Annotated in this window: 31 protein-coding genes and 1 pseudogene; 12 read left to right on the top strand and 20 right to left on the bottom strand. The window is 63.5% G+C overall.

The features are described 5' to 3' along the window. Positions 1–3 precede the first annotated feature (3 nt). Positions 4–1,047, top strand: coding sequence for a DNA-methyltransferase (locus tag ACE101_RS01090; protein ID WP_379125687.1), 1,044 nt, complete (start codon positions 4–6; stop codon positions 1,045–1,047). Between the two features lie 393 nt (positions 1,048–1,440). On the opposite strand, the pseudogene ACE101_RS01095 reads toward ACE101_RS01090, so the two are convergent. Beyond that, positions 1,441–1,621 (bottom strand): annotated as a pseudogene (locus tag ACE101_RS01095) (IS6 family transposase); the annotation flags it as partial. A 185-nt stretch (positions 1,622–1,806) separates the two neighbouring features. On the opposite strand from ACE101_RS01095, the gene ACE101_RS01100 reads away from it, so the two are divergent. Beyond that, complete coding sequence (locus tag ACE101_RS01100) at positions 1,807–2,553, top strand: hypothetical protein (protein WP_379125688.1); 747 nt, start codon at positions 1,807–1,809, stop codon at positions 2,551–2,553. 55 nt (positions 2,554–2,608) lie between these two features. Here ACE101_RS01100 and ACE101_RS01105 read toward each other — a convergent pair whose 3' ends face one another. The 3 genes from ACE101_RS01105 to ACE101_RS01115 all read right to left on the bottom strand — a co-directional run bounded on the left by ACE101_RS01105 (position 2,609) and on the right by ACE101_RS01115 (position 4,717). Further along, entirely contained in the window at positions 2,609–3,139 is a 531-nt protein-coding gene (locus ACE101_RS01105; RefSeq protein ID WP_379138415.1) for an IS630 family transposase, read from the bottom strand. After that, positions 3,136–3,657 (bottom strand): helix-turn-helix domain-containing protein, encoded by a 522-nt coding sequence (locus ACE101_RS01110; RefSeq protein WP_287742387.1) that lies wholly within the window; start codon positions 3,655–3,657, stop codon positions 3,136–3,138. The genes ACE101_RS01105 and ACE101_RS01110 overlap by 4 nt, the downstream gene beginning before the upstream one ends. An 877-nt stretch (positions 3,658–4,534) precedes the next feature. Further along, on the bottom strand, positions 4,535–4,717 hold the full coding sequence (locus tag ACE101_RS01115) for a hypothetical protein (RefSeq protein ID WP_379125689.1): 183 nt from the start codon (positions 4,715–4,717) through the stop codon (positions 4,535–4,537). A 200-nt stretch (positions 4,718–4,917) separates the two neighbouring features. Here ACE101_RS01115 and ACE101_RS01120 point away from each other — a divergent pair, with 200 nt between their 5' ends. From ACE101_RS01120 to ACE101_RS01135, 4 genes are all read left to right on the top strand, one after another. Further along, positions 4,918–5,145, top strand: coding sequence for a hypothetical protein (locus ACE101_RS01120; RefSeq protein WP_379125690.1), 228 nt, complete (start codon positions 4,918–4,920; stop codon positions 5,143–5,145). Between the two features lie 161 nt (positions 5,146–5,306). Further along, entirely contained in the window at positions 5,307–7,760 is a 2,454-nt protein-coding gene (locus ACE101_RS01125; RefSeq protein ID WP_379125691.1) for a primase-helicase family protein, read from the top strand. 106 nt (positions 7,761–7,866) lie between these two features. Beyond that, complete coding sequence (locus ACE101_RS01130) at positions 7,867–8,046, top strand: hypothetical protein (protein WP_379125692.1); 180 nt, start codon at positions 7,867–7,869, stop codon at positions 8,044–8,046. Continuing rightward, positions 8,034–8,741 (top strand): hypothetical protein, encoded by a 708-nt coding sequence (locus ACE101_RS01135; protein ID WP_379125693.1) that lies wholly within the window; start codon positions 8,034–8,036, stop codon positions 8,739–8,741. Before ACE101_RS01130 ends, ACE101_RS01135 begins: the two co-directional genes overlap by 13 nt. Positions 8,742–8,800: 59 nt before the next feature. Here ACE101_RS01135 and ACE101_RS01140 read toward each other — a convergent pair whose 3' ends face one another. The 4 genes from ACE101_RS01140 to ACE101_RS01155 form a co-directional block, all read right to left on the bottom strand. Beyond that, positions 8,801–8,923: a hypothetical protein gene (locus ACE101_RS01140; protein ID WP_379125694.1), complete on the bottom strand. Its 123-nt coding sequence runs from the start codon at positions 8,921–8,923 to the stop codon at positions 8,801–8,803. 121 nt (positions 8,924–9,044) lie between these two features. Then, on the bottom strand, positions 9,045–9,536 hold the full coding sequence (locus ACE101_RS01145; protein WP_379125695.1) for a hypothetical protein: 492 nt from the start codon (positions 9,534–9,536) through the stop codon (positions 9,045–9,047). Positions 9,537–9,894: 358 nt separating this feature from the next. Next, positions 9,895–10,140 (bottom strand): hypothetical protein, encoded by a 246-nt coding sequence (locus ACE101_RS01150; protein WP_379125696.1) that lies wholly within the window; start codon positions 10,138–10,140, stop codon positions 9,895–9,897. Further along, positions 10,140–10,610, bottom strand: coding sequence for a hypothetical protein (locus ACE101_RS01155; RefSeq protein WP_379125697.1), 471 nt, complete (start codon positions 10,608–10,610; stop codon positions 10,140–10,142). Before ACE101_RS01155 ends, ACE101_RS01150 begins: the two co-directional genes overlap by 1 nt. A gap of 518 nt (positions 10,611–11,128) precedes the next feature. Between ACE101_RS01155 and ACE101_RS01160 the strand changes: the two genes are divergently transcribed. Further along, positions 11,129–11,368, top strand: a complete 240-nt coding sequence (locus ACE101_RS01160) for a hypothetical protein (protein WP_379125698.1) — start codon at positions 11,129–11,131, stop codon at positions 11,366–11,368. On the opposite strand, the gene ACE101_RS01165 is transcribed toward ACE101_RS01160, so the two are convergent. From ACE101_RS01165 to ACE101_RS01195, 7 genes are read right to left on the bottom strand one after another with little or no spacing between them, the layout of a single operon-like run. Then, a complete protein-coding gene (locus ACE101_RS01165) occupies positions 11,365–11,658 on the bottom strand; it encodes a hypothetical protein (RefSeq protein ID WP_379125699.1) in 294 nt (97 codons plus the stop codon). The genes ACE101_RS01160 and ACE101_RS01165 overlap by 4 nt on opposite strands. A gap of 3 nt (positions 11,659–11,661) precedes the next feature. Next, a complete protein-coding gene (locus tag ACE101_RS01170) occupies positions 11,662–11,865 on the bottom strand; it encodes a hypothetical protein (RefSeq protein ID WP_379125700.1) in 204 nt (67 codons plus the stop codon). After that, a complete protein-coding gene (locus ACE101_RS01175; protein ID WP_379125701.1) occupies positions 11,862–12,167 on the bottom strand; it encodes a hypothetical protein in 306 nt (101 codons plus the stop codon). The genes ACE101_RS01170 and ACE101_RS01175 overlap by 4 nt, the downstream gene beginning before the upstream one ends. Further along, the gene (locus tag ACE101_RS01180) at positions 12,167–12,442 is read right to left on the bottom strand and encodes a hypothetical protein (protein WP_379125702.1); all 276 of its coding nucleotides are present in this window, start codon (positions 12,440–12,442) and stop codon (positions 12,167–12,169) included. The genes ACE101_RS01175 and ACE101_RS01180 overlap by 1 nt, the downstream gene beginning before the upstream one ends. Then, entirely contained in the window at positions 12,439–12,624 is a 186-nt protein-coding gene (locus ACE101_RS01185) for a hypothetical protein (RefSeq protein WP_379125703.1), read from the bottom strand. Before ACE101_RS01185 ends, ACE101_RS01180 begins: the two co-directional genes overlap by 4 nt. After that, positions 12,621–12,857 carry a hypothetical protein gene (locus ACE101_RS01190; protein WP_379125704.1) on the bottom strand — a complete coding sequence of 79 codons (237 nt, stop codon included), beginning with the start codon at positions 12,855–12,857 and terminating at the stop codon, positions 12,621–12,623. The genes ACE101_RS01185 and ACE101_RS01190 overlap by 4 nt, the downstream gene beginning before the upstream one ends. After that, positions 12,857–13,069, bottom strand: coding sequence for a hypothetical protein (locus ACE101_RS01195; protein ID WP_379125705.1), 213 nt, complete (start codon positions 13,067–13,069; stop codon positions 12,857–12,859). The genes ACE101_RS01190 and ACE101_RS01195 overlap by 1 nt, the downstream gene beginning before the upstream one ends. 158 nt (positions 13,070–13,227) lie before the next feature. Here ACE101_RS01195 and ACE101_RS01200 point away from each other — a divergent pair, with 158 nt between their 5' ends. After that, the gene (locus tag ACE101_RS01200; RefSeq protein WP_379125706.1) at positions 13,228–13,539 is read left to right on the top strand and encodes a hypothetical protein; all 312 of its coding nucleotides are present in this window, start codon (positions 13,228–13,230) and stop codon (positions 13,537–13,539) included. A 136-nt stretch (positions 13,540–13,675) separates the two neighbouring features. Here ACE101_RS01200 and ACE101_RS01205 read toward each other — a convergent pair whose 3' ends face one another. The 4 genes from ACE101_RS01205 to ACE101_RS01220 form a co-directional block, all read right to left on the bottom strand. Continuing rightward, entirely contained in the window at positions 13,676–13,888 is a 213-nt protein-coding gene (locus ACE101_RS01205; protein WP_379125707.1) for a hypothetical protein, read from the bottom strand. Further along, positions 13,888–14,373, bottom strand: a complete 486-nt coding sequence (locus ACE101_RS01210) for a hypothetical protein (RefSeq protein WP_379125708.1) — start codon at positions 14,371–14,373, stop codon at positions 13,888–13,890. The genes ACE101_RS01205 and ACE101_RS01210 overlap by 1 nt, the downstream gene beginning before the upstream one ends. A gap of 448 nt (positions 14,374–14,821) precedes the next feature. Next, entirely contained in the window at positions 14,822–15,262 is a 441-nt protein-coding gene (locus tag ACE101_RS01215; RefSeq protein ID WP_379125709.1) for a hypothetical protein, read from the bottom strand. Further along, the gene (locus ACE101_RS01220; protein WP_379125710.1) at positions 15,259–15,486 is read right to left on the bottom strand and encodes a hypothetical protein; all 228 of its coding nucleotides are present in this window, start codon (positions 15,484–15,486) and stop codon (positions 15,259–15,261) included. The genes ACE101_RS01215 and ACE101_RS01220 overlap by 4 nt, the downstream gene beginning before the upstream one ends. A 632-nt stretch (positions 15,487–16,118) precedes the next feature. Between ACE101_RS01220 and ACE101_RS01225 the strand changes: the two genes are divergently transcribed. From ACE101_RS01225 to ACE101_RS01240, 4 genes are all read left to right on the top strand, one after another. Further along, complete coding sequence (locus ACE101_RS01225) at positions 16,119–16,376, top strand: AbrB/MazE/SpoVT family DNA-binding domain-containing protein (RefSeq protein ID WP_379125711.1); 258 nt, start codon at positions 16,119–16,121, stop codon at positions 16,374–16,376. Beyond that, positions 16,373–16,759: a type II toxin-antitoxin system VapC family toxin gene (locus tag ACE101_RS01230; protein ID WP_379125712.1), complete on the top strand. Its 387-nt coding sequence runs from the start codon at positions 16,373–16,375 to the stop codon at positions 16,757–16,759. The genes ACE101_RS01225 and ACE101_RS01230 overlap by 4 nt, the downstream gene beginning before the upstream one ends. 10 nt (positions 16,760–16,769) lie before the next feature. Then, the gene (locus ACE101_RS01235; protein ID WP_379125713.1) at positions 16,770–17,390 is read left to right on the top strand and encodes a recombinase family protein; all 621 of its coding nucleotides are present in this window, start codon (positions 16,770–16,772) and stop codon (positions 17,388–17,390) included. 146 nt (positions 17,391–17,536) lie between these two features. Then, complete coding sequence (locus ACE101_RS01240) at positions 17,537–17,833, top strand: hypothetical protein (RefSeq protein ID WP_379125714.1); 297 nt, start codon at positions 17,537–17,539, stop codon at positions 17,831–17,833. 854 nt (positions 17,834–18,687) lie between these two features. Here ACE101_RS01240 and ACE101_RS01245 read toward each other — a convergent pair. Then, complete coding sequence (locus ACE101_RS01245; protein ID WP_379125715.1) at positions 18,688–19,605, bottom strand: cation diffusion facilitator family transporter; 918 nt, start codon at positions 19,603–19,605, stop codon at positions 18,688–18,690. Between the last annotated feature and the right edge of the window lie 48 nt (positions 19,606–19,653).

Genomic DNA, 19,653 nt, shown 5'->3' on the forward strand with positions numbered 1-19,653 from the left:
GCCATGTCGACCCGCATCCTCCTCGGCGACTGCCGGGACACCCTCCGCTCGCTCCCCGCCGACTCGGTCCACTGCGTCGTCACCTCGCCCCCGTACTTCGGGCTGCGCGACTACGGCGTCGACCGGCAGATCGGCCTGGAGCCCACCCCGGTCGAGTTCGTCGCCGCCATGGTCGAGGTCTTCCGCGAGGTCCGACGCGTCCTGCGCCCGGACGGGACCCTGTGGCTCAACCTCGGGGACAGCTACTGCAACGACGACAAGTGGGGCGGGCGCGGCGGCGGCTACAACGGCCGCGGCGGCCTCAATCGCGAGCGCATCGCCATCGTCCCCCGGCACCGGCGCGCCCGGAGCGGCCTGAAGCCCAAGGACCGCATGATGATCCCGGCAAGGACGGCAATCGCCCTACAGGACGACGGCTGGTGGCTGCGCGACGAGATTGTCTGGCACAAGCCGTGCCCGATGCCGTCGAGCGTCAAGGACCGGACGACGCCGGCCCACGAGATGCTCTACATGCTGACCAAGAGCGCCAGGTACCGGTACGACCACGAGGCGATCCGGGAGGCGGCCGCCGGCATGACCGAGCACGACCTGACCGGAGGCGGGTACGCACCGCCCGGGCAGGTCCCCCACACCGGGACCCGACGCGCTCCGAAGGGCAACGCCCGGACCTTCCGAGGCGGGGGTGCCTACGTGAACCACCGGGCCTTCGACAACTCGGCGCTGGTCCCGCGGGAGAGTTCGGGCAACGTCCCGAACGAGACAGGCCTGCGCAACCGGCGCAGCGTCTGGACCGTGGCGCCGAGCCCGTTCAGGGAGGCGCACTTCGCGACCTTCCCGCCGGCCCTCGTCGAGCCCTGCATCCTCGCCGGGTGCCCGGAGGGCGGCACGGTCCTGGATCCCTTCGGCGGGGCGGGGACGACGGCGCTGGTCGCGGAGCGCCTGCAGCGCAACGCCATCCTGTGCGAGCTGAACCCGGAGTACGCCCGCATCGCGACCCGGCGCCTGGAGGCCGACGGCGGCCTGTTCGCCCAGGTCGCGGCCGAGTAGGCCAAGGATCGGCGGATCGAATCTGTGGATGAGGCCGCCCGGCGGTGACAAACCAGCCCCTGGGCGGCGGTTACAAACCGGTTCAAACCGGGGTGTAGATGGTCCGGCGATCCGTTTGAAATCAGCGACTTAGCTAGGGTCGCGCATAGGTGGCGGAGACGGAGGGATGCTCCGCCGCCAACATAAAACCTATAAGCAGCAGTCAGTTATGAGAGTCCTGGTCGGTGATGTAGGGGACGAAATCTCGCATTTTGTAGGGGAAAATCGGGGTTCTTCGTCACTCTGTGTGGCGGGCTGGTCATCATCCGCGCCGTCAATGATTCGCCCCTCGGGGAGTGCCGCCGATCCGGATCCGACGATGGCTGCCTGCGCCCCTCTCCTCGTGCCGCAATTGGAGGGACCGAAACACAGTATCCAGCGCCGGATGATCACAGGCAACGATGATGCCGCGCTCGGCCATGAGCTCCTCGACGTCGCGGTAGATGCGGGTGAAGCGGAGGTACAGCCAGAAGGCGCGTTGGATAATGTCAGGCAGGAAGCAGTAGCCCGCGTACGAGGACGCGCTCGTGTCGATCCGCGACGGCACTTATCCAGCCGCGGCCACTTGGGCCCCCCTCAACGTGATAAGCCCGTATTAACCACCTACAAAATGCACTCTAATCCAGCCTCACGGCAATCTGCGGCACGTGTTAGATTGGCATGTTCACGGAGACGGGTCTTTAATCGGGATCACGGCCATCACGGATGGCTGCGATTCCTATGGTGGATACCTCCGCTGAGATCCTGCGTAGTGCCATTGAGGCTACGCGGTCTGATTCCCGTCTGGTCGAACTTTCCAAGGCGATCTGGCAGGGCCACGCAGCCGGCGCGCTCGGCGACAACGAAGCCCAGGCGCTCGCTGAACACGTACATGCCCGCCGGACGGCTCTGCGAGGCCCGCAGACGGCTCCGATGCTGGTCCAAGCTCGCCGCCGGTCAATCTTCTCCCCAAAGCGGCCTCAGCGGTCTCCTGATCGCACCCGCTCGCTAGAGCGGCGGCGGACTCTCGCTGCGTCCGGCGCCATGCCCCCGGCGGTTGCTGCGCACTTCACGACCGGAGAACAAGCCGCGCTTCGTATCGTGCTCGACGAGATCCGCGATCAAGGCGAGTGCATGCTCTGCCTCGACGCCATCGCGGCGCGTGCCGGAGTGTCCGCTTCGACGGCGCGGAATGGGATTCGCGAAGCGAAGCGCCTCGGCCTCCTCTCGGTCGAGGAGCGGCGCCGCCCCGGCCAGCGCAACCTGCCGAACGTGATCCGCGTGCTCGACACGAGCCTGCGAGCCTGGATCACGAAGGGCGGGAGGGTGAGAACCGACCGTCGTTCGCCTGGGTTCAAATTTCAGAAGGCCACGGAAAACAAAGATCTTTCTACCTGTAACCGCAGCGAGCAACAGAACCGTAGCAAGGGCTATCGAGGGTTGAGGCTGGAATGTCGAGCCACTCAGAAGGCTCGATCCCGAGGCTGAACCGATCCTCGTCGCCACCTCGCCCTGTCCCCAAGCCTAAGTACAACCTCGGAAGTCATGTGGCATGCGCTCCGATGATGGAGCGTACACCGCCTGGCTTGCGGTTGCAGTGGCTGAAGAAAGCTCGGGCGGCCTCGACCAGAGCGTCGATGCTGGCGAACATCTCACAGTGGGTGACTTCGCGGCGAAACTGGCGCCAGAGCATCTCGATTGGGTTCAGCCATGGGCTGTAGGTCGGAAGGTACAGCAGAATGAGGCGGCCAGCGGCGCCGCGCAGCACGGCTTCGACCTCGTTGTCCTCGTGCGTCCTGGCATTGTCCCAGGCGATGTACACGGTCTCGGTCGGGTGCTTAGCCAGGATCGCTTCGAGCAGTTCGGCAACTTCGCGTCGCCGCTTGTGGTGGCGGGTGAGGACCACTGTCTCGCCGCTATGCCAGTTGACGGCCCCAAGCCCGTAGCGCCGCGTCGGCTGCATGGGGGTTGGGATCATCACCTGCTGCCCCTTGGGTCCCCACATCGGCCGCAGGGTCGGATACCAGCTGATGTTGAACTCATCGGCGTAGTAGAAGACCGATCCTGGCTTCAGGCCGTCGCGAGCGCACTCAACCGCCTTTTTTTGACAGCATAGTCCGGATCCGGGCTGCTAATCGTATGCTGGGGACGACCGAACCCGAGATCTGCCGCACGCAGCAACCGATGGATGCTGGCCACGCTCATGCGCAGACCGGTCTCCTCCGCCAAATAGTCGGCGAGACGAGCGGCGGTCCACATCGAGAACGGTAGATCGAGGGCGCGCGGGCGCCGCCGCACCAGCTCTACCAACCGCTCGCGATAGTCGGTCCCGGCCTTGGCCGGCTTACCCGAGCGCGGCGCGTCAGAGAGGCCGTCGATGCCCTCGGCCTCGTAGCGATGAACCCAGCGTCGAACCGTCTCGCCACTCTCGCGCACGATGGCGGCAACTTCGGAGACGGCGAGGCCCTGCTCGGCCATGAGCAGGATCATCTGTGCACGCGTGCGAACTCGGACGTCGCGCGTCGTTCGGTAGAGATCGTCAAGTTCGTGGAGTTGGCTGACGGTCAGGCTCTCCAGACGCAGGGCGCGCATCGCGACCTCCCGGCTTGGCGTACCAGCATACCACGAAACTTATGAGGACGTACTTAGGAGGCTTCTCTTGATCGCTCTCGCCAGCGGTTACGCTCGCTGCGACAGTGTCTCTTCGCCACTCTCGACAGCCCTTGCCGCTGAGAGCGTCGAAAAGGCAGGCCCGGAGGTGGCGTTTTCCCTCTCGCCGTCCGGCGACCGCGTTCGCATCGCGGCGGGGTCGACCATTGCCGGAGGTTTCCGAGTGACCGATCGCGTCACTATGCAGGGGATCCCCGGCGGTTGTGCGGGGCACCTGCGTGTGGAAGGGCCTTACGACACCAGTCCACCACCTTCAGGAAGCCCCAGCGCAGCCGCGCGTCGGAGGCGTGGCAGTCGTTCGGGATCACGAGGCTGCGGCCTGAGCAATCCATCTGCCACTTGACGTCGTGCGGGTGGTGGAACCCGAACACCGCGTCGGGCGCGTGCTCCTGAACCACGCCACGAATGCGCCTTGGTTCTCGCCTGGCGGCCAGATCGGCTCGTGATCGAACGGCACCCCCTCGAAGATCCCATGGTCGAGCGGCATGATCGGGCACCGCATGGTCACCTCCCAGGTCGAGGGGTGTCCTGCCTCGCGGGGGATCGGGTCAGGGGAGAGCCAAATGATCAGTCGATTCGCCATGCCGCCCACCGTAGCGCCAGCTTCTTAAAGCTCGGCGCCGTGCGACCGCTCCGAGCGCATACACGCTGCTCTGAAGCGGGCGAAGTGGCGCGTCGACGTCGCGGGCGCAGACAACCGCTGCGTCGTCGAGATCACCCTGGTGCAGGACGGGGCGAGCTTGCGGCCGGGCGGGTTCAGTGTGAACGAGGCGGCCCTGCCCTACCCCTAGCGCCCCGCCTACGCCAAGGACCCGAGCTGGGCGGCGCTCTTCGACGAACTCTGCCCCGGCCGGCCCGTCCGCACGAATTGCCGGCCGCGCTGGCACCGCGAGCCCCCGTTCGTGGCCTCGTCTTTGAACCGCGCCTCGTCGCCGTAGGCGAGCCCGAGCCGGAGGACGTGGTGCAGCTCCACCTGGAGCACCGGCCGGTGCGGTGCCAGATCTCGCGCTTCGCGAACCAGGGCTTCCGCGCCGCCGTCGGGTGGATCTCGCCACAAGCCTGCAGCAGCTGCGGACCACGGTCGACAGAGGCGAGCACCGAGAAGCGTTGCCGCTTGAGCGCCTGGCTGACGCGCCAGTCATAAGCGAGATGCACTGTTACCTTATGCAAGACGAGGCTCGCGTGAGGCGCGGCGACGTCGCCTACGTGTTCGGCGACTCGGGTGCCCTGTTCGCGGCGGCAGTGCCGCGCTTCAGGCTCTCGGACGCCGAGATCCGCGACGGATGCGATCCGATTAGCGGCGCAGTCCACCTCCAGCGCAAAGCGGTGCGCCTCGCAGTCATCGAGGGTGCCGGCCCGTACAAGCTGACCTGCTCTCTCACCGATGCCGTACCATACATCGTTTTGTGAATACTGCAAGTAGAAGGCCGATTCTAACTGTCCCGAATCGAGACACGTTTGGCGATAATCTGTGGCAATAGCCAAATTTGTCGATCTAAAGTATTGACCGCCGCGAGGATGGTGGCCATGTACTGGCCAGCTTCGGGCAAACATGAGTGCGGAGGTATCAGATGCTCGACCAGGCGAAGGATGGCGCCAACGAGGAGACGGCCTCGGGCCTGCTGCGGGCGATCAAGCTCGGTGCCCACGGTGAGGAGAAGGCCGAGATCCTGGGCAAGCTCGCCGCAATGCCGCGCTACCGGACGCAGTACGGCGAGATCAACCTTGAGGCGATCTACGCCGACGTGGACATCATCCCGGTCGCGGCCCAGCCGACCCAGGAGAACCAGCCGGCTGCGGCGGCCGAGAGCAAGCTGGACGAGCGGTTCGAGGCCCCCGCCGACGAGTTGAACGGCCAGCCGGCCCAGGACAACCAGCCGGCCCAGCGCGTGGTCTGGACCGAGGCGAACATCGCCGCGGCGCAGAGCTACCGCGACCAGGGCCTCTCCTACAGCAAGATCGCCGGGAAGCTGGCGGAGGATCTCGGCTGCGAGGTCAAGAAGGCCGACGTCAACAACCTGTTCTCGCGCACTCTCAAGAAGGGCGAGGCGCCCGCCGAGCTCAAGGGCGAGTGGTCCGATGAGGCCAAGGCGCTCGCCACGACCATGCGCATCGAGTGCAACTCCCTCGACGACATCGCCGCGTCGCTTCGGGAGAAGTGCGGCCTGAAGGTGTCGGCCCAGAAGGTGTCGGCCACCCTGAAGGAGATGGGCGTCGAGGAGACCAAGCCCTCGTGCGTCGGCGGGGTGTACTACGGCACGTGGTGGCCGTCCCTGGTGGACCGGGCCGTGGACCTGCACGCCAAGGGTCTGTCCTTCAACCAGATCGGCAAGGTGCTGCATCGCTCGCCCGTCAACGTGGCGAAGATGTTCAAGCTGCACGAGGGCGTGGCCGAGAAGCTCGCCCAGCGCCAGCGCGAGGTCATGCAGGAGCGGGCGGCGGGGCCGCACGGCGGTGAGGTTCTGAAGGCCCAGGAGGGGGCCCTCCAGCAGCCCGCCCCGGAGCCGGCGGCGCCCCAGCCCGAGCCCCAGCCCGAGCCCAAGGCCGAGGAGCCCACCCTGGGTGGAATGGGTGGGCTGGGTGGCCTGGGTGACACCCAGGAGAGCCCGCAGGGCGACGACGAGGCCGACGAGGAGCCGGAGGGTCAGGACGACGAGGACGCCGACGAGGATCAGGTGGAGGACGAGGGCTCGAACAAGCCCGACTTCAACGAGGTGTACGCCTTCGTCGAGAGCTACACTAAGAAGCTCGGCGTGATCATGCTCCTGAACGGCAGGATCGAGCGCGTGGGCCAGAAGAAGGCCACCACGTTCGAGGAACTGCGCGAGCGCTACAAGCAGGGGCGGATCTCGAAGGAGGATCTGCGCCACATCCTGAAGGCCGAGGCGGGCAAGCAGGGCCTCAAGCTCGGCAGCCACCTCAACACGGCCATCGCGTGGTGGGGCCGCAAGCAGGCCGAGGGCCGGCGCGACGCGATCTTCACCGCCGTCAACGTCCTGAACCCCAACCCGCAGCCCGGCTGGGAGAAGCTCGTGCGCATGGCTGCGGTCCGCTTCGAGGGTCCGCCGGAATACGGCGCCGCCTTCATCGAGCAGATCATCTGGGAGACGCAGCGCCGGATCTTCGGGGAGGAGGAGGACTACGGGGTGGAGGACCCGCACTTCTACCTGTTCTCGTCGAAGCAGCGGTGGAACGGTAAGAGCCGCCTCTGCCGCGACATCTTCAGCCCGGTGCGCGAGTTGATCCGCGGGTCGGTCCGCTTCTCGGCCATGATGGACGAGCGCTGGCACGGCCTGTGGAACAGCCCCGCCTTGGTGATCGACGAGATCGGGCTCAACTCCAACCGGGACCGGGCCACGCTCGCGAAGCTGAAGGGCATCATCACGGAATACGAAAAGAACCAGCGCCCGATGGGCGGGAAGGAGGTCGATCAGGTCGAGAACCGCACGGTGCTGGTCGGAAACAGCCAGTACAAGTGCGCAGACCTCTTCGGCGACCCGGACGGGATGCCCCGCTACATGGAGGTGCGGCTTGTGCCGGGCTTCCGCTACAAGGAAAAGGACCACGCCCTCGCCGCGAAGGTCCGGGAGGCGACCGAGGCCATCAATTGGCTGGAGGTGTGGCAGGGCATCGACTTCCTGGACGACGAGCCGATCATCCTGCGCGGGCAGCGCGCCTACCTCGACACGCTCCAGGCGGCGATGACGCCGGAGCCGCTGCGGGACTCCTTCAACCGCTGGCTGGACGAGGTCACCCAGGCGTCGCTCCTGACCTACCGCCCGAAGGAGCAGCGGTCCGAGCGCATCCTCTTCAGCGGCGTGTTCCGCCACTACATGGACCGCGCCCAGCACTACCCGGTGCCGCCCTTGAACAAGGAGGAGTTCCGCTTCCGCATGATGGCCGTGACGTGCAACATCAGCACCAAGGGCGGGCGCGAGCCGGACCAGCCGGAGGCGCACCACCGGTTCGACCGCAAGGACGCCGAGTCCTCGACCAACTACAAGTACATCGGCCCGAACCGGTAGGTGGGGGGTTAACCGCCCCCACGCCTACTCAGTACACTGTGTGCACAACGACCATGGAGTCTGAGATGGTGGACTCCGTCATCAGTGACACGGGGAGACCACCCAGATGACCGACCGAGAGACACGCCTCGCCGCCGACGCCCGCCTGCGGGCCACGGGCGCGGGCGCTCTGCTCGTGATGGGGTGCGACGAGCACGGTTGCAAGATCACCGAGGGCTTCGTGTGCACCGTGCGCTTCCCCAACTCGGACATCCGCTTCGCTTTCAAGATGCGTTGGGACGTCTGAGCCGAAATCAGGACACGCAGGCCACCAAGCTCTCTTGGCGCTTCGCCAAGGCCAAGCGCGTGGTCGCCGGCAGCCTCGACCCGATCGAGGTGTACGGCTTCGTCCACCCCGGCATGACCGTTGAGCAGTCCTGTGCCGCCCATGTCGAAGAGGCCGCCGCCTGCCTTCACGATGTGAAGTGGCGCCTCAAGGAGCGCCAGAAGAACCGGGACGACGACCAGTGCAGGGTAGTGGCCAGCGCGCGCTCCATCCTACCCCAATCCGCGCGAGCGGACGGCGGCCCCGAACATGGCGGCATGGTTCGCAGCCTCGAACGAGAACGTCACCTCCAAGCAGTCGTCGTCTCCGGACTCGCAATCGTAATCGCAGCCACCAATCTGCAACTCGTCGATGAGGTCTTCGAACGGCTTGAGCATTGCGGTAATGGAAAGCTCTTCGAAATCAATCTTCTCGATCGCAGCGCTCAGGGCGCATGCGCATTGGCTGGACTCGGCCAACAAGCTGCAGATATCAGCAGCTCGAAAACTGTATTCGAAGGCACGATCTTCGATATCGAAATTGGACAAATAAACTTTATAATGGGACATAATGCTATCTCTTGTAAATTCATAACGATTTTAGTGCTTGGCGCGATCGCTTTCGGGCGCGGCGCCTTGTTCGCGACGTTCGAGTTGGCTCACGTCTTCGCGGCCTAAAGGCCCGATCACGGCCGCACGTTTGACGGTGCGGCCGTGATCTGCGAGGTCGCCGGATATCAGTGCGCGTCGATCCACTCGAAGAGCGATTCGAGCAACAGATCCCACCGACCGTAGTTGTCGGCCTGCCGCGCCATCCCCCCATTCCGCTCGGCACGGGCCGAATCCAGGAGCCCGGCCATCGCCTCTTCGAGCAGCTCATGCTCTAGCAGACGCCAGCGCGAGGGAGACACCGAGGCCGCAGAGAAAGCCGCGGTGCTGATGCGCCGCGCCCGCTCTCGACGGATTGCGGTGGGGTGCGGATCAGTCCAGCTCGTCCGTCAGCATCCCGATGACGTTCTCGGCGGCCTTTCTGAAGACGAACGACCGCGTGTGCTGCGGCCCAAACGCCTTCGAGTGCCGGTGCAGGAACGCAACCTGCCAATCGCACAGATCGCCGAGGCTCTCGCCCTTGCTGTTTCTCGCATCCACAAGGTCCGGACGCATGTTGAGAACCACCGACTCGATGATCGCCCGGTTGCGCGCCTTGATGTGCCGGCGTTCTGACGGACGAACCACGTGGGTCCGGTACTCATAATCCTCGGGATCGATCTTGATGCCCCAGCTTGTGACACCCGGCTCACCCGGCTTCTCGTGGGGCCGAGGCAGCTCATTCAGGTCGGGAGCCCGCGGGTTCTTGGGGTCGAGGGCCGTGACGACGATCCTCTCGCCCGGCTGGTCACCGTCCAGCACCATGATGTCGCCGCTGATCATGCGGTCCAAGGTTGTATTAAACAGATTCGTGTTGTAAGCCATCAATCAAATCCAAAGTAATAATGAAATTATGTTTGTCAGAGAAGAGCGTCGTCAATTTACTTCGCCCGCTTCATCGATGTCGACTTGAAACAGTCGGACCGCTTTCGCACGCACCTCTCGTAAGTCACGACATCGACCTAACCGGCATTCCCGCAGGCGTAGCCCTGCGACAGAGGCTTCAGCGCCTCGGTCGGGTCGGTTGTCGATTCCGAAGCCTCACGGCCCTGGGTGTGGGGAATCCGCTTGCGGCTCGAGAAATCGGCCTGAGCGGTCAAATCAGAGACCTGGGTCTCCAGGGATGCGAGATGGGCAGCCAGGACCGCCCACTCGTCTTCGTCAATGAAAGGCATGGGGCTATTTAAAGCCACCGCACCCGGAACTCGACCGCATCAGCCTCGGACGGACAGGTCAGGAACCAGATCTCGTCGTCGTCGGCCGAGTGCATCGGCTCCAGATACCCATCCCACTGCGGCCGGTCGGCCAGCCACGGCAACAACTGCTCCTCGAAGGTGCGCGAGTAGATCACCCGCGACATCAACGACTCGGGCACCCGGACAAGGGTTAAGGTGCGGATCGAGGCCGCGTCGAGCTCTCCCATCCTCATCAGAGCATCGCCCCCTGGAGACCCAGCAGCCCACCGTGGACGGAGTTCAGCCCCTTCTCCCAGGCGTTGAAGTCCGCCAAGGTCTTCAGGTCCTTCATCGGCACGATGTTCGTCGTCATCGCCACGCGGTCGTGGTGGACGAACACGAACGGGTGCTTCTCGTACTGCTGGAGCGAGATCGCGAAACGCTGGCCCTCGTCGTTGAGGCGGGCCACCTTCGCGGCATCCCCGCGGGCGCCGTCGAGCGCAAACATCGTCTCCACGAGTTCGCAGGCCACCACGAAGCCGAGGTCGCGCTTCGCCTCGTCGCGGTGCTCGCCGCTCATGATGAGGGCGCGGGTGTGGGCGGCTGTCGCCTTGGCAATCCGCCGCGGAAGCGCATCGGTGCGGGCGACGCAGGCATTCTTGCCGATCTGGACGACGATTGCACCAGCCGGCGCAATGAGGGATTTGATCTTGAGAGTAGACATAAGCCTAAATCCTAAGTGCTGAAATGAACCGCCCCCGGCACCAAAAAGTCCGGCGGCGAACGCCTATCTAAGGGATCCCAACCCCCTAGTCAAACATATTTTTTGACTTTCAGCGTTGATCTCGGAGATTCACCGGGCGAATCCATTGCTTTAACGGATTCTTTGGCTAACTTTACCATGTAGAATCTGCTCAAACTGCTTAATCAGAATACCGATCTCTTGAATCAGCTTGCGGCGATGGCGAATCAGCGGAACGCTGGGATTCCCACTCCGCCGGCCGTTAACCAGATCGCACACGGGCGCCCGTGTTCGGCCGCCGCTCGAACCGGCGCCGAGCCAGTGGGCCGCCTACATGGGGCCGTGGCACGTGATCTGGCCCGTCGTCGTCGAGCGTGAACCGGTCGCTTGTGAGGCCGTTTGGCCGCCCGAGCCCAGCCAGCCGCCGATCCTCACCCCTGCGGCCAGCAATTGAATGTGGACGCGGCGACACGATGTGCGCGGCTACAAGCCGAGGGACGATGCGCACCAGAGTCCGGAAGGACGTGGCCTCGCTCGAAGGTGCGAAGGCCAACGCCGAGCGCGAGGGCGACACCGAGGCCGCTGAGAAAGCCGCGGTGCTGAAGCGCCGCGCCCGCCTGACCGAGGCCGTGCTGAGCGACGCCGCTTGGGGCTATGCCCACGTGCTGGCGACCATTGGTGCCAGCCACGCCGACATTCAGGCCGCGCTCAAGCGCCACGTCGAGGCCGCGGCCGGTTAGAGCTGGTAGCCGCTGGGCGTCTTGGCGCGCTTGCGGGGCGTCGTCTTGAACCAGTCCGGCGCAGAGGCAACGGCCGCCTCGTAGGTCAACGCGACGAGCTGGCCGTTTCTGCCGCGGCCGAACCCGGCCGGCGGCGTGGAGATCAACCCTGCGGGCCGAGACGCGGCCTTCAAGGCGTGGCGCCCCTCCCCGAGGAGAAAGCGCTCGCGCGCGAGGAGTTCGTTCTCGGCCTCCAGGGCATCGATGTGGGCGACCAGGGCCGCCCACTCGGCATCAGGAATGTTGGGCATGCCCTATTTGCGGGCGAGGTACGCCTCGATCAGCTTGGACCACGCGTCCCGATCGACGAGATCGAGCAGTTCGGCCGTAGCCAGGAGGTTCGCCTCGACGGCCCACTTGCAGACCCGCTTGATCTGGTCGTGGTTGATGACGTCCTCGCCGTACGTGGCGACGAGGAATTCGCGCGTCTCGCGGGCCTGCGCCAGGAGGTCGCTCATTGCGGCTCGTCCGGCCGCTTCGCCGCCAACAGCTCGGTGACGGCGAGGAGCGTCGAACGGTAGGCGGACTTGAACGCGTCGTAGGTGCGATAGACCTCCGTCTCCTCCTCTTCGTCGTCCACGTCGGCGCGCTCCCACACGGCGGCGAGGTGCGCGTGGTACGCGTCCTTGAGGTCTACGAGGGCGCTGAGGGCATCGAGATACGCCGCGCCCGGAGTGGCGGCGGGGGCCTGAACCCCCACCTCCTTGTAGTGCCCGGTGATCTCGTCGGGCCAACGGATCGAGTAGGGTTCGTCGCTCATCAGGCCCACCGCATCTTGAAGCTGAAGGCGTCGTCGGGATCCTTGAACCCGACCACCGGCCGGCGGCGCCGCTGGAGGTACTCGGCCTCGTCGGTGTGCTCCATGCGCCCGCTCCACTCGGCGGTGCAGTTCGCGTCGAGCCACTCCTGCATCTCGGCGATCTGGGTGTGGTGCATGCCCCAGCGAGCCGGGACGCGCAGCGGCCACCGCTTGGCCCAGCGCGCGAACAGCAGCATCCGGGCGCGATGGCTGCGCTCGAATTCGTCGTAGCTCACCGCAGACCCCCTACGTGCTTCCTGACGGCCTCCAGGCGATCCCCATCCATCGGCCCCTCGTAGAGATGACGGGCTTCGAGCATGTTGACGCGCTCGTGCAAGGCGCGAAGGACCTTCAGCATGTAGATGCTCGACGTGGCCAAGCAAAACACCGCGAGATTGAGGAAGATGAGGCTCGTCACGGCAGCAGCTCCTGCTCGGTGACGTGGGCCGAGTGGCCGTCCTCGTCGATCAACTCGCAGATCTGCTCGGCATTCATCCGCCCCAGCTTGCGCGCGCAGATCCCGTACTCGTCGTGCACCATCCGGCGCAAAGCCTTGGTCGCACCCGCCAGAGAGAGGTGGACGCTGGTCTCGATCGAGCCGCAGCCCTCGCTGTCTTCGATCGCGGCGATGTAGATCTTGGTCGTCGTCATCACGCGACCCCCTCGGCCGCAGCCAGGGCCGCCTTCTCGGCCGCCAACTCGGCCTCGCCCTGCTCGATCGCTTCGAGGACCGCGTCCTCGACATCGCGCAGACGGAAGTGGAGCGCCAGCACGTAACGGCGAAGGCGGTTGATGTGCACGTAATGCACGACGTTCATGATGGCCGCACCCAGGCAGGCCACCGCTACAACCGTCAGTTCCATTTCTTCGTAATCCCTAAATGAAAGATGTCGGCTCGGCCCAAAAGCGGCCGGCGACGGACAGGGCTATAGGACATCCCGGAGCCCTTGTCGATAAGAGATTGATGTTGCGCCGAGCACCCGAGACGTGCTTCAAGGGCGCCATTCTAGGAGTACCTTTGGTGGACGACATATTAGCCCTCCTCGGCGAGGTCACAACTGATTCCGAACCAACCTCGGCCGCTGGAGAATCTCGCCATACCTTCCCGGCCCAAGAATGCATCACGCTGTTCAAGGCCGACTACTGGCGCAACCCGGAGAACAAGGGCTCGTGGATGCGCTCTAAGGAAGCCGTCACGATGCCGTTCTTCATGTTGACCGAGCGGTTCAAGCCCCACCACTCAATCGCGACCGTCAGTCCGACCGCGCAGATGCACGACCCGGACTTCGTCTCGAACTACATCCGACCGCGCGCCTCGTCGCGGCGGGACTGAGGCTGAGAGGTCGACTGGAGAGCCGGCAGCCTGGGTCGGGTGCCTTCAATGGAGGCGTCGCATCGGCTCGCGCGGCTCAGCCATGGTGCGGATCGAGATGGTCGTCCTTGAACCACTTGCTGAGCGCCTCGCAGCATCACAGCCACCGCATCTTGAATGCGATGGCCTGTGCCGGCGTGTCGAAGACCACCCAATCCGCGCTTCCGATCCTGGTCAACGTCCAGCTAAAGCCCTGCTCGGCGAACCACGCGTGCAACTCCCTCCCGTTCACGTTGTCAATCATGTGCAAATAGATGTTTTCGAGTGCGAAGCCATGGTCCCGCACATCCGCGATCTTGAGCCGCGCCATCACAGCCACCGCATCTTGAATTCGAAGGCGTGCTCGAATTTCTTGAAGAGCAGTCGGTGTGAGTAGAGGTAATGCGAGCCATACCGGCTCGAACTCCAGTGACTGCTGAGCCAGCGGCTCTCCTCCTGTCGCATCTCCTCCAAGATCGTTTTCTCGGCGCCCTCCCACCGCTTGTGGTCGAGCGCGTTCATGCCCTCAGCACCCAGAATTTCAAGCTCGGCGGCCTCCATCATGACCTTCACGCCCATCCGACGCTGAGCACACCACTTCAGCGATTCGGCCAGACCCGGGCACTTCGCGCGGATGCTCACACAGCGACGGTGGTACACGTCGCCACAGCCGTCGTTGTAGCTCACGGCGAGCTGAAGGGTGGTATCGTCCAGCCAACGCGGCTGCATTTCAGCCACCCTGGCAAATTGATAATCTCCCACATAGATCCGCACCCACCCATCACGGGTGCGGTCAGCAATTACAAAATTCTTCACTGGAATTTCCTTGAGTATTTAGATTTCACGGCTTAAAATGATCGCCGTGAGGTTGGGTTTTGTCGGCAGCAATCTTTCTGGACTGGAGAGAAATCGAAGAGGGTTGCTACGCCACGGAGGAGAGACTGGTCGCCAGGACTGCCCTAAAGTGTCGATGTGGGCGACCGAGGCCGCCCACTCGTGTCATTGATATGGGTCATGAGCCCAAGCTAGGAGCCGAGAACCTCGGTCTCCTCGTAGAGCGCTATCCGGCCAGTCTCCACCTCCCACAACTCGTGGGGTGCGTCGTCGTCCAACACCTCCACCTCGGAGCGAGAATGTTCGTTCCCCAGGAGGTCGTTGATCTGCTCCCGGCGCAGCAACTGCCGAGCCGACTCACGTGTGGAGTGGACGGTGGTCCGGCCGAACCACGAGTGCTTGCTTTCCAAGTGGCAGAGCCAGACCGTTCTCACTCGGCACCCCCGTACTGCTTCTCGAACTGCGCAGTCAGCCACTGAACCATCTCGGGCAGTTCGGCCTCGAACTCCTCGTCTGTGGTGTCGGTGCGGACCTGAGTGCTCGCCATCATCAGGTACGGCCCGTGCTCAAGGCTGCCAGCCACGGCCAGCATGTGGTCGCACTTGGCAAGCTCTGAGAGCACACGCAGCCACACGCCCAACATGATCTTCCGCTTGGCCGCCCCCGGCTGCCGTTGCGTGTCAGCGTGGACACGCATGACCGTAGCGATCATGCCCGGGATGACCTCGGCCGGCGCCGAGGTCCCGCGCACCAGATCGGCAAGATCGGCGCCATCACCGTCATCGTCGAACGGTATGGGCAGCGTCACGAGGGCGCTCTCGGCACCGTGGACGAAGTACGAGAACAGACCGCGGTTGAGACGCGCGCTCATGTCAGCACCACGCACTTGATGACCTCGAACTCCTCGTCCTCGACCATTTCGAAGTAGCGCTCGCCGATGTTGCGCTTCGGCTTGCGCTTACCCTCGATCTCGTACTCCCACTGCTCGTCGGCGACGTCGGCGCGAGCTTTGAGAGCGGCGGCCTCGGTGGCGTAGACGCAGATGTCCTCGCCGTGGCGGTGCCGGTAGACGGCGACGTAGATCGTATCGGTCATCACAAATCCCTAAATGAATTGAATCGCCCCCGGCACCAAACCGTCCGGTGGCGAACGTTGATCTACGAGATCCCAGCCTATTAGTCAAATTAATTTTTAAGATTGGACGTCGATCCCAGGCGTATCATGGAGTGAATCCAATAATTTAACTGATTCCATGCTGAGTTTAACCATAAAGAATCACATGAATCTGATTCAGAAGAATCAGATCTCTTGAATCAACTTGCGGTGATGGCGAATCAGCCGAACGCTGGGATCCCCAACCCGCCGGCCGTTAACCGGATGTCCACGGGCGCCCCTGCCCGTCCGTCAGTACCCTGATGCTCGTAGATCAAGGGGGGACGCGCAGCGGTGCATGTTGAAGTGCCTGCCGAGGTTAGGCTGCGTCGGTCCGACAACCGATCGAGACGCAGACAGGGTCACTCACACCAGGCTCATCCGAACTGCCCTGTCACTAATTCTCCTCTCATAACCATTTGCAGATCATAGATAGGATGACCGGTTTTGTGACAAGTTGAGGCTGCTCCGAACGGCCGCGCTCGGTTCGTCACTTTAACGCCCGTTTGCGGAGCGCTTGCGCGCCCGGTCGTCCTGGTCCATAGCTGAACTATGACATAGCGATCGGAAGTGCCATGTCCGACTTCAAGGTCAGTGTGGCCCCCAATGGCAGGCTTGTCCTGCCTGCCGCGCTCCGTAAAAAGCTCAACCTGGGCCAGGGGGGCACCCTCGTGATCCACGACGAGGGTGGCCGGTTCGTCCTGGAGAGCACGGACGACGCCGTGCGCCGCGCCCAGGCCCTCGTCCGCCGGTTCGCGCCCGACGCGTCCGGCGTCGTCGACGAATTCCTCGCCGAGCGCCGGGCCGAGGCGGCGGGCGAGGATCGTTCGTGAGCTGCGTCCTGGATGCGTCAGCAGTTCTCGCCCTCCTGTTCGAGGAGACCGGTGCCGACCGCGTTCGCTCCCGCGTCGCCGACGCCCTGCTTGGGGCTGCGAATTTCGCCGAGGTCCTCGCCAAGCTCGTCGATCGCGGTCTCCCGATCGGCGAGGCCGCTCAGGCGATCATGATCTTGGGGTTGGAAATCGTCCCGTTCAGTGATGAGCAGGCTCGCCTCTCGGCGGAATTCCGCCCGGCGACGCGAGGGGCCGGTCTGTCCCTCGGCGATCGAGCCTGCCTCGCCCTGGCACGCGACCGAGGTCTTCCTGCCGTCACCGCCGAGCGGCGGTGGGCGGAGATCGCGGACGCAGTCGGCGTCGTCGTGGACGTCATTCGGTAGGAGAAGGACCGTGCTGATCGGCTACATGCGGGTGTCGAAGGCGGACGGCTCCCAAGTCACCGACCTGCAGCGCGACGCGCTCGCTCAGGCCGGGATCGAGGGGGAGCGCCTTTATGAGGATCACGCCTCGGGCAAGCGCGACGACCGGCCCGGGCTCGACGCCTGCCTCAAGGCGCTGCGCCAGGGCGACACCCTGGTGATCTACAAGCTCGACCGCCTCGGCCGCGATCTGCGCCACCTTGTCAACACGGTTCACGACCTGACCTCCCGCGGCATCGGGCTGAAGGTTCTGGCAGGGCAGGGCGCCAACATCGACACCACCACCGCTAACGGCCGCTTAGTGTTCGGCATCTTCGCGGCCTTGGCCGAATTCGAACGCGAGTTGATCGTCGAGCGCACGAAGGCCGGATTGGCCTCGGCCCGAGCACGTGGCCGAAACGGTGGCCGCAAGCCGAAGATGACACCTGCGAAGCTAAGGCTGGCTCAAGCAGCCATGGGCCAGCCAGAGACGAAGGTCAGCACGCTGTGCGTCGAACTTGGTGTGACACGCCAGACACTCTACCGCCATGTTGATGCCAAAGGGCAGCTGCGACCAGATGGATTGAAGCTTCTTGGACGCCAGTTAACATGAGCAATCTCCACCACGATATACGAGCCTAGCTCTAACGCGGGTGGGCCCGTGTTCATAAGTCGTTTGTACTGACTATCTCGCACGAGCCCCTGCTACGTAAATTCTTCTGCCGTACTCATCTTTAATAAAAATTATCGAGAATGAAGATGACAACTTCCCGCATGTCTTTGCCGGAAACGATGGGGGTGATCTCTTGCACAGGCTCAATGAAAATCGCCTTCTGCACCGTCGAGGCCAGCGCCCGGCCCTCAAGCGGCGGAAAAAATGAGGCTTGGCCGCATGCAGTTTTCAGTCTGTTGATGCGGTTTGAAAATTATGCTTTCTTAAGCTTGCCTACCAAATGGCAAGGGCCATTGGTGCGCAGTTTGAGTCCGCGTCCACAGGGCAAATTACGACCAGGTGACGCCATCTTCAAAAAACAAATCCTCTTTGTTTGCTGGTAAACGGCCGCTGATGGAGGTTGACAATGAATTATAGGATCAAACTAGCATTTGCTTTATTATTCATCTCCAATAATAGCGTTTATGCCGAACAAAAATCAATCACCAGTATATCAAACACGGTTTTTACTAAAATTCAGGTCGCTCAGCATACTCACTGGGACAGCATAAGCTGCGTGCACTCTGAAGACGAATGTTACCATGCAGCTCAGCACAGAGGCTACCCTCATTATAGAGTAGTACATTCTCATCAGTGCCATACAGGAATGTTGTGTTTAGGCGGTCACCATTAAGTTTTTTGTCGCTCATTTGTGGTTTTCTCGAAACAATTTTGTGCTTCGCACTCGATAGTGCGGGCCTGCACAACACCATTTGGCAGACGGCACCACAAAGATGGAGCCGTTTTAGTTTTACCTTCAGACTTCAGCACATAACCAAGCGAACGCGCCCGTTGCACTGAGCGTGGTTTGGCTGAGTTCGCGCTGGCTGAAGAGGTGAGCCGGAGCCAACTGCCACGATGATGCTGAACGGCTTTTGAGCTGCACCATGAGTGGAAAATCACTTAGGTGCGCCGCTCATGAAATCCTTTTGTCGGCGTGAACCGACTACCCCGATCCGTATGGCGGGTCAGTTGGGCAACCTGTGCAGCGTTTCGCCGGACAGGTACTCTTGCGCGACCTGACGCTTGAACGCGACACTGCGAGAACGGTGCCGTGACAGGGTCTTCATCCTCCCAAGACCCAGCGGACCGATCAATCAGTCTCGCACAATTCATCCGCCCTCAGAGCCTACTCCGCTCTAAGGGCCAAAATGGACGGTCCCCTCGCTTGCCTGCCCGTTGTTGCGCGCAGACCACCTCACACACGCAGCTCCGGAGCCTCGGCGGCTAATTGAACGTCTTCGATCTGCAGGGTGACGTGTTCAATGCCGAAGCGCTCCTTCATCAGTGCCCGGGCCGCCCTGATGATCTGCACACCCTTGGAGACGTCGGCGACGACCAAGTGGGCGCTCATCGCATCAAAGCCGGAGGTCAGCGTCCAGACGTGCAGGTCGTAGACCCGCTGCACCCCCGGAATGTCCCCGAGCGAGTTCGTCACCTCGGCGAGATCGATGCCTGGCGGCGTGCCTTCGAGTAGGATGTGGATAGCCTCGTTTAGGAGGCGCCAAGTTCGCGGCACGATGAAGAGCCCGATACCGGCACCAACCAGTGGGTCGACCCAACGCCAGCCGGTACCCATCACGACCAGAGCCGCGACGATGACACCGACCGAGCCCAGCATGTCGGAGAAGACCTCGAAGTAGGCTCCCTTGATGTTAAGGCTCTCGGATGAACCGCTTGCCAGCAGCTTCATGCTCACGAGGTTCACGCCCAGGCCAACGAGCGCGACCAGCATCATCGGCCAGCCGAGGATCTCGGTCGGCTCAATGAAACGGCGGTAAGCCTCGTAGAGGATGTAGGCCGTCACTCCGAGGAGCACGACGGCGTTGGCGAGCGCCGCCAGGATCTCGAAGCGCATGTAGCCGAAGCTCTTGCTAGGCGTCGCAGCCTTGCCCGCGTAGTGGATGGCGAGCAGCGACAGGGCAAGGCCGCCGGCATCAGTGACCATGTGCGCGGCGTCGGCGAGCAAGGCGAGGCTGCCGGTGAGGAGCCCACCGACCACTTCGGCCAGCATGTACGCCAGCGTCAGCCCCAGGGCCCAGCCGAGGCGGCCCTTGTTCTTGGCTGCGGCCGAACCGGTGGGGATGCTGCTCCCGTGAGAATGTCCGTGTCCCATGCGTGTTTCGTCCCGTTGATGCCTGGATGCCTGCGTGAACGCGTGCGG

The sequence above is a fragment of the Methylobacterium carpenticola genome (genome assembly GCF_042748905.1).
Taxonomy (GTDB): Bacteria; Pseudomonadota; Alphaproteobacteria; order Rhizobiales; family Beijerinckiaceae; genus Methylobacterium; species Methylobacterium carpenticola.

Bases quoted from the DNA above. Each gene is read 5' to 3' on its own strand.
- ACE101_RS01090 (WP_379125687.1), top strand. From the start codon at position 4: ATGTCGACCCGCATCCTCCTCGGCGACTGCCGGGACACCCTCCGCTCG.
- ACE101_RS01100 (WP_379125688.1), top strand. From the start codon at position 1,807: ATGGTGGATACCTCCGCTGAGATCCTGCGTAGTGCCATTGAGGCTACG.
- ACE101_RS01110 (WP_287742387.1), bottom strand. From the start codon at position 3,657: ATGCGCGCCCTGCGTCTGGAGAGCCTGACCGTCAGCCAACTCCACGAA.
- ACE101_RS01125 (WP_379125691.1), top strand. From the start codon at position 5,307: ATGCTCGACCAGGCGAAGGATGGCGCCAACGAGGAGACGGCCTCGGGC.
- ACE101_RS01130 (WP_379125692.1), top strand. From the start codon at position 7,867: ATGACCGACCGAGAGACACGCCTCGCCGCCGACGCCCGCCTGCGGGCC.
- ACE101_RS01140 (WP_379125694.1), bottom strand. From the start codon at position 8,923: ATGGCCGGGCTCCTGGATTCGGCCCGTGCCGAGCGGAATGGGGGGATG.
- ACE101_RS01145 (WP_379125695.1), bottom strand. From the start codon at position 9,536: ATGGCTTACAACACGAATCTGTTTAATACAACCTTGGACCGCATGATC.
- ACE101_RS01150 (WP_379125696.1), bottom strand. From the start codon at position 10,140: ATGAGGATGGGAGAGCTCGACGCGGCCTCGATCCGCACCTTAACCCTT.
- ACE101_RS01155 (WP_379125697.1), bottom strand. From the start codon at position 10,610: ATGTCTACTCTCAAGATCAAATCCCTCATTGCGCCGGCTGGTGCAATC.
- ACE101_RS01160 (WP_379125698.1), top strand. From the start codon at position 11,129: ATGCGCACCAGAGTCCGGAAGGACGTGGCCTCGCTCGAAGGTGCGAAG.
- ACE101_RS01165 (WP_379125699.1), bottom strand. From the start codon at position 11,658: ATGCCCAACATTCCTGATGCCGAGTGGGCGGCCCTGGTCGCCCACATC.
- ACE101_RS01170 (WP_379125700.1), bottom strand. From the start codon at position 11,865: ATGAGCGACCTCCTGGCGCAGGCCCGCGAGACGCGCGAATTCCTCGTC.
- ACE101_RS01175 (WP_379125701.1), bottom strand. From the start codon at position 12,167: ATGAGCGACGAACCCTACTCGATCCGTTGGCCCGACGAGATCACCGGG.
- ACE101_RS01190 (WP_379125704.1), bottom strand. From the start codon at position 12,857: ATGACGACGACCAAGATCTACATCGCCGCGATCGAAGACAGCGAGGGC.
- ACE101_RS01195 (WP_379125705.1), bottom strand. From the start codon at position 13,069: ATGGAACTGACGGTTGTAGCGGTGGCCTGCCTGGGTGCGGCCATCATG.
- ACE101_RS01205 (WP_379125707.1), bottom strand. From the start codon at position 13,888: ATGGCGCGGCTCAAGATCGCGGATGTGCGGGACCATGGCTTCGCACTC.
- ACE101_RS01215 (WP_379125709.1), bottom strand. From the start codon at position 15,262: ATGAGCGCGCGTCTCAACCGCGGTCTGTTCTCGTACTTCGTCCACGGT.
- ACE101_RS01220 (WP_379125710.1), bottom strand. From the start codon at position 15,486: ATGACCGATACGATCTACGTCGCCGTCTACCGGCACCGCCACGGCGAG.
- ACE101_RS01225 (WP_379125711.1), top strand. From the start codon at position 16,119: ATGTCCGACTTCAAGGTCAGTGTGGCCCCCAATGGCAGGCTTGTCCTG.
- ACE101_RS01240 (WP_379125714.1), top strand. From the start codon at position 17,537: ATGACAACTTCCCGCATGTCTTTGCCGGAAACGATGGGGGTGATCTCT.
- ACE101_RS01245 (WP_379125715.1), bottom strand. From the start codon at position 19,605: ATGGGACACGGACATTCTCACGGGAGCAGCATCCCCACCGGTTCGGCC.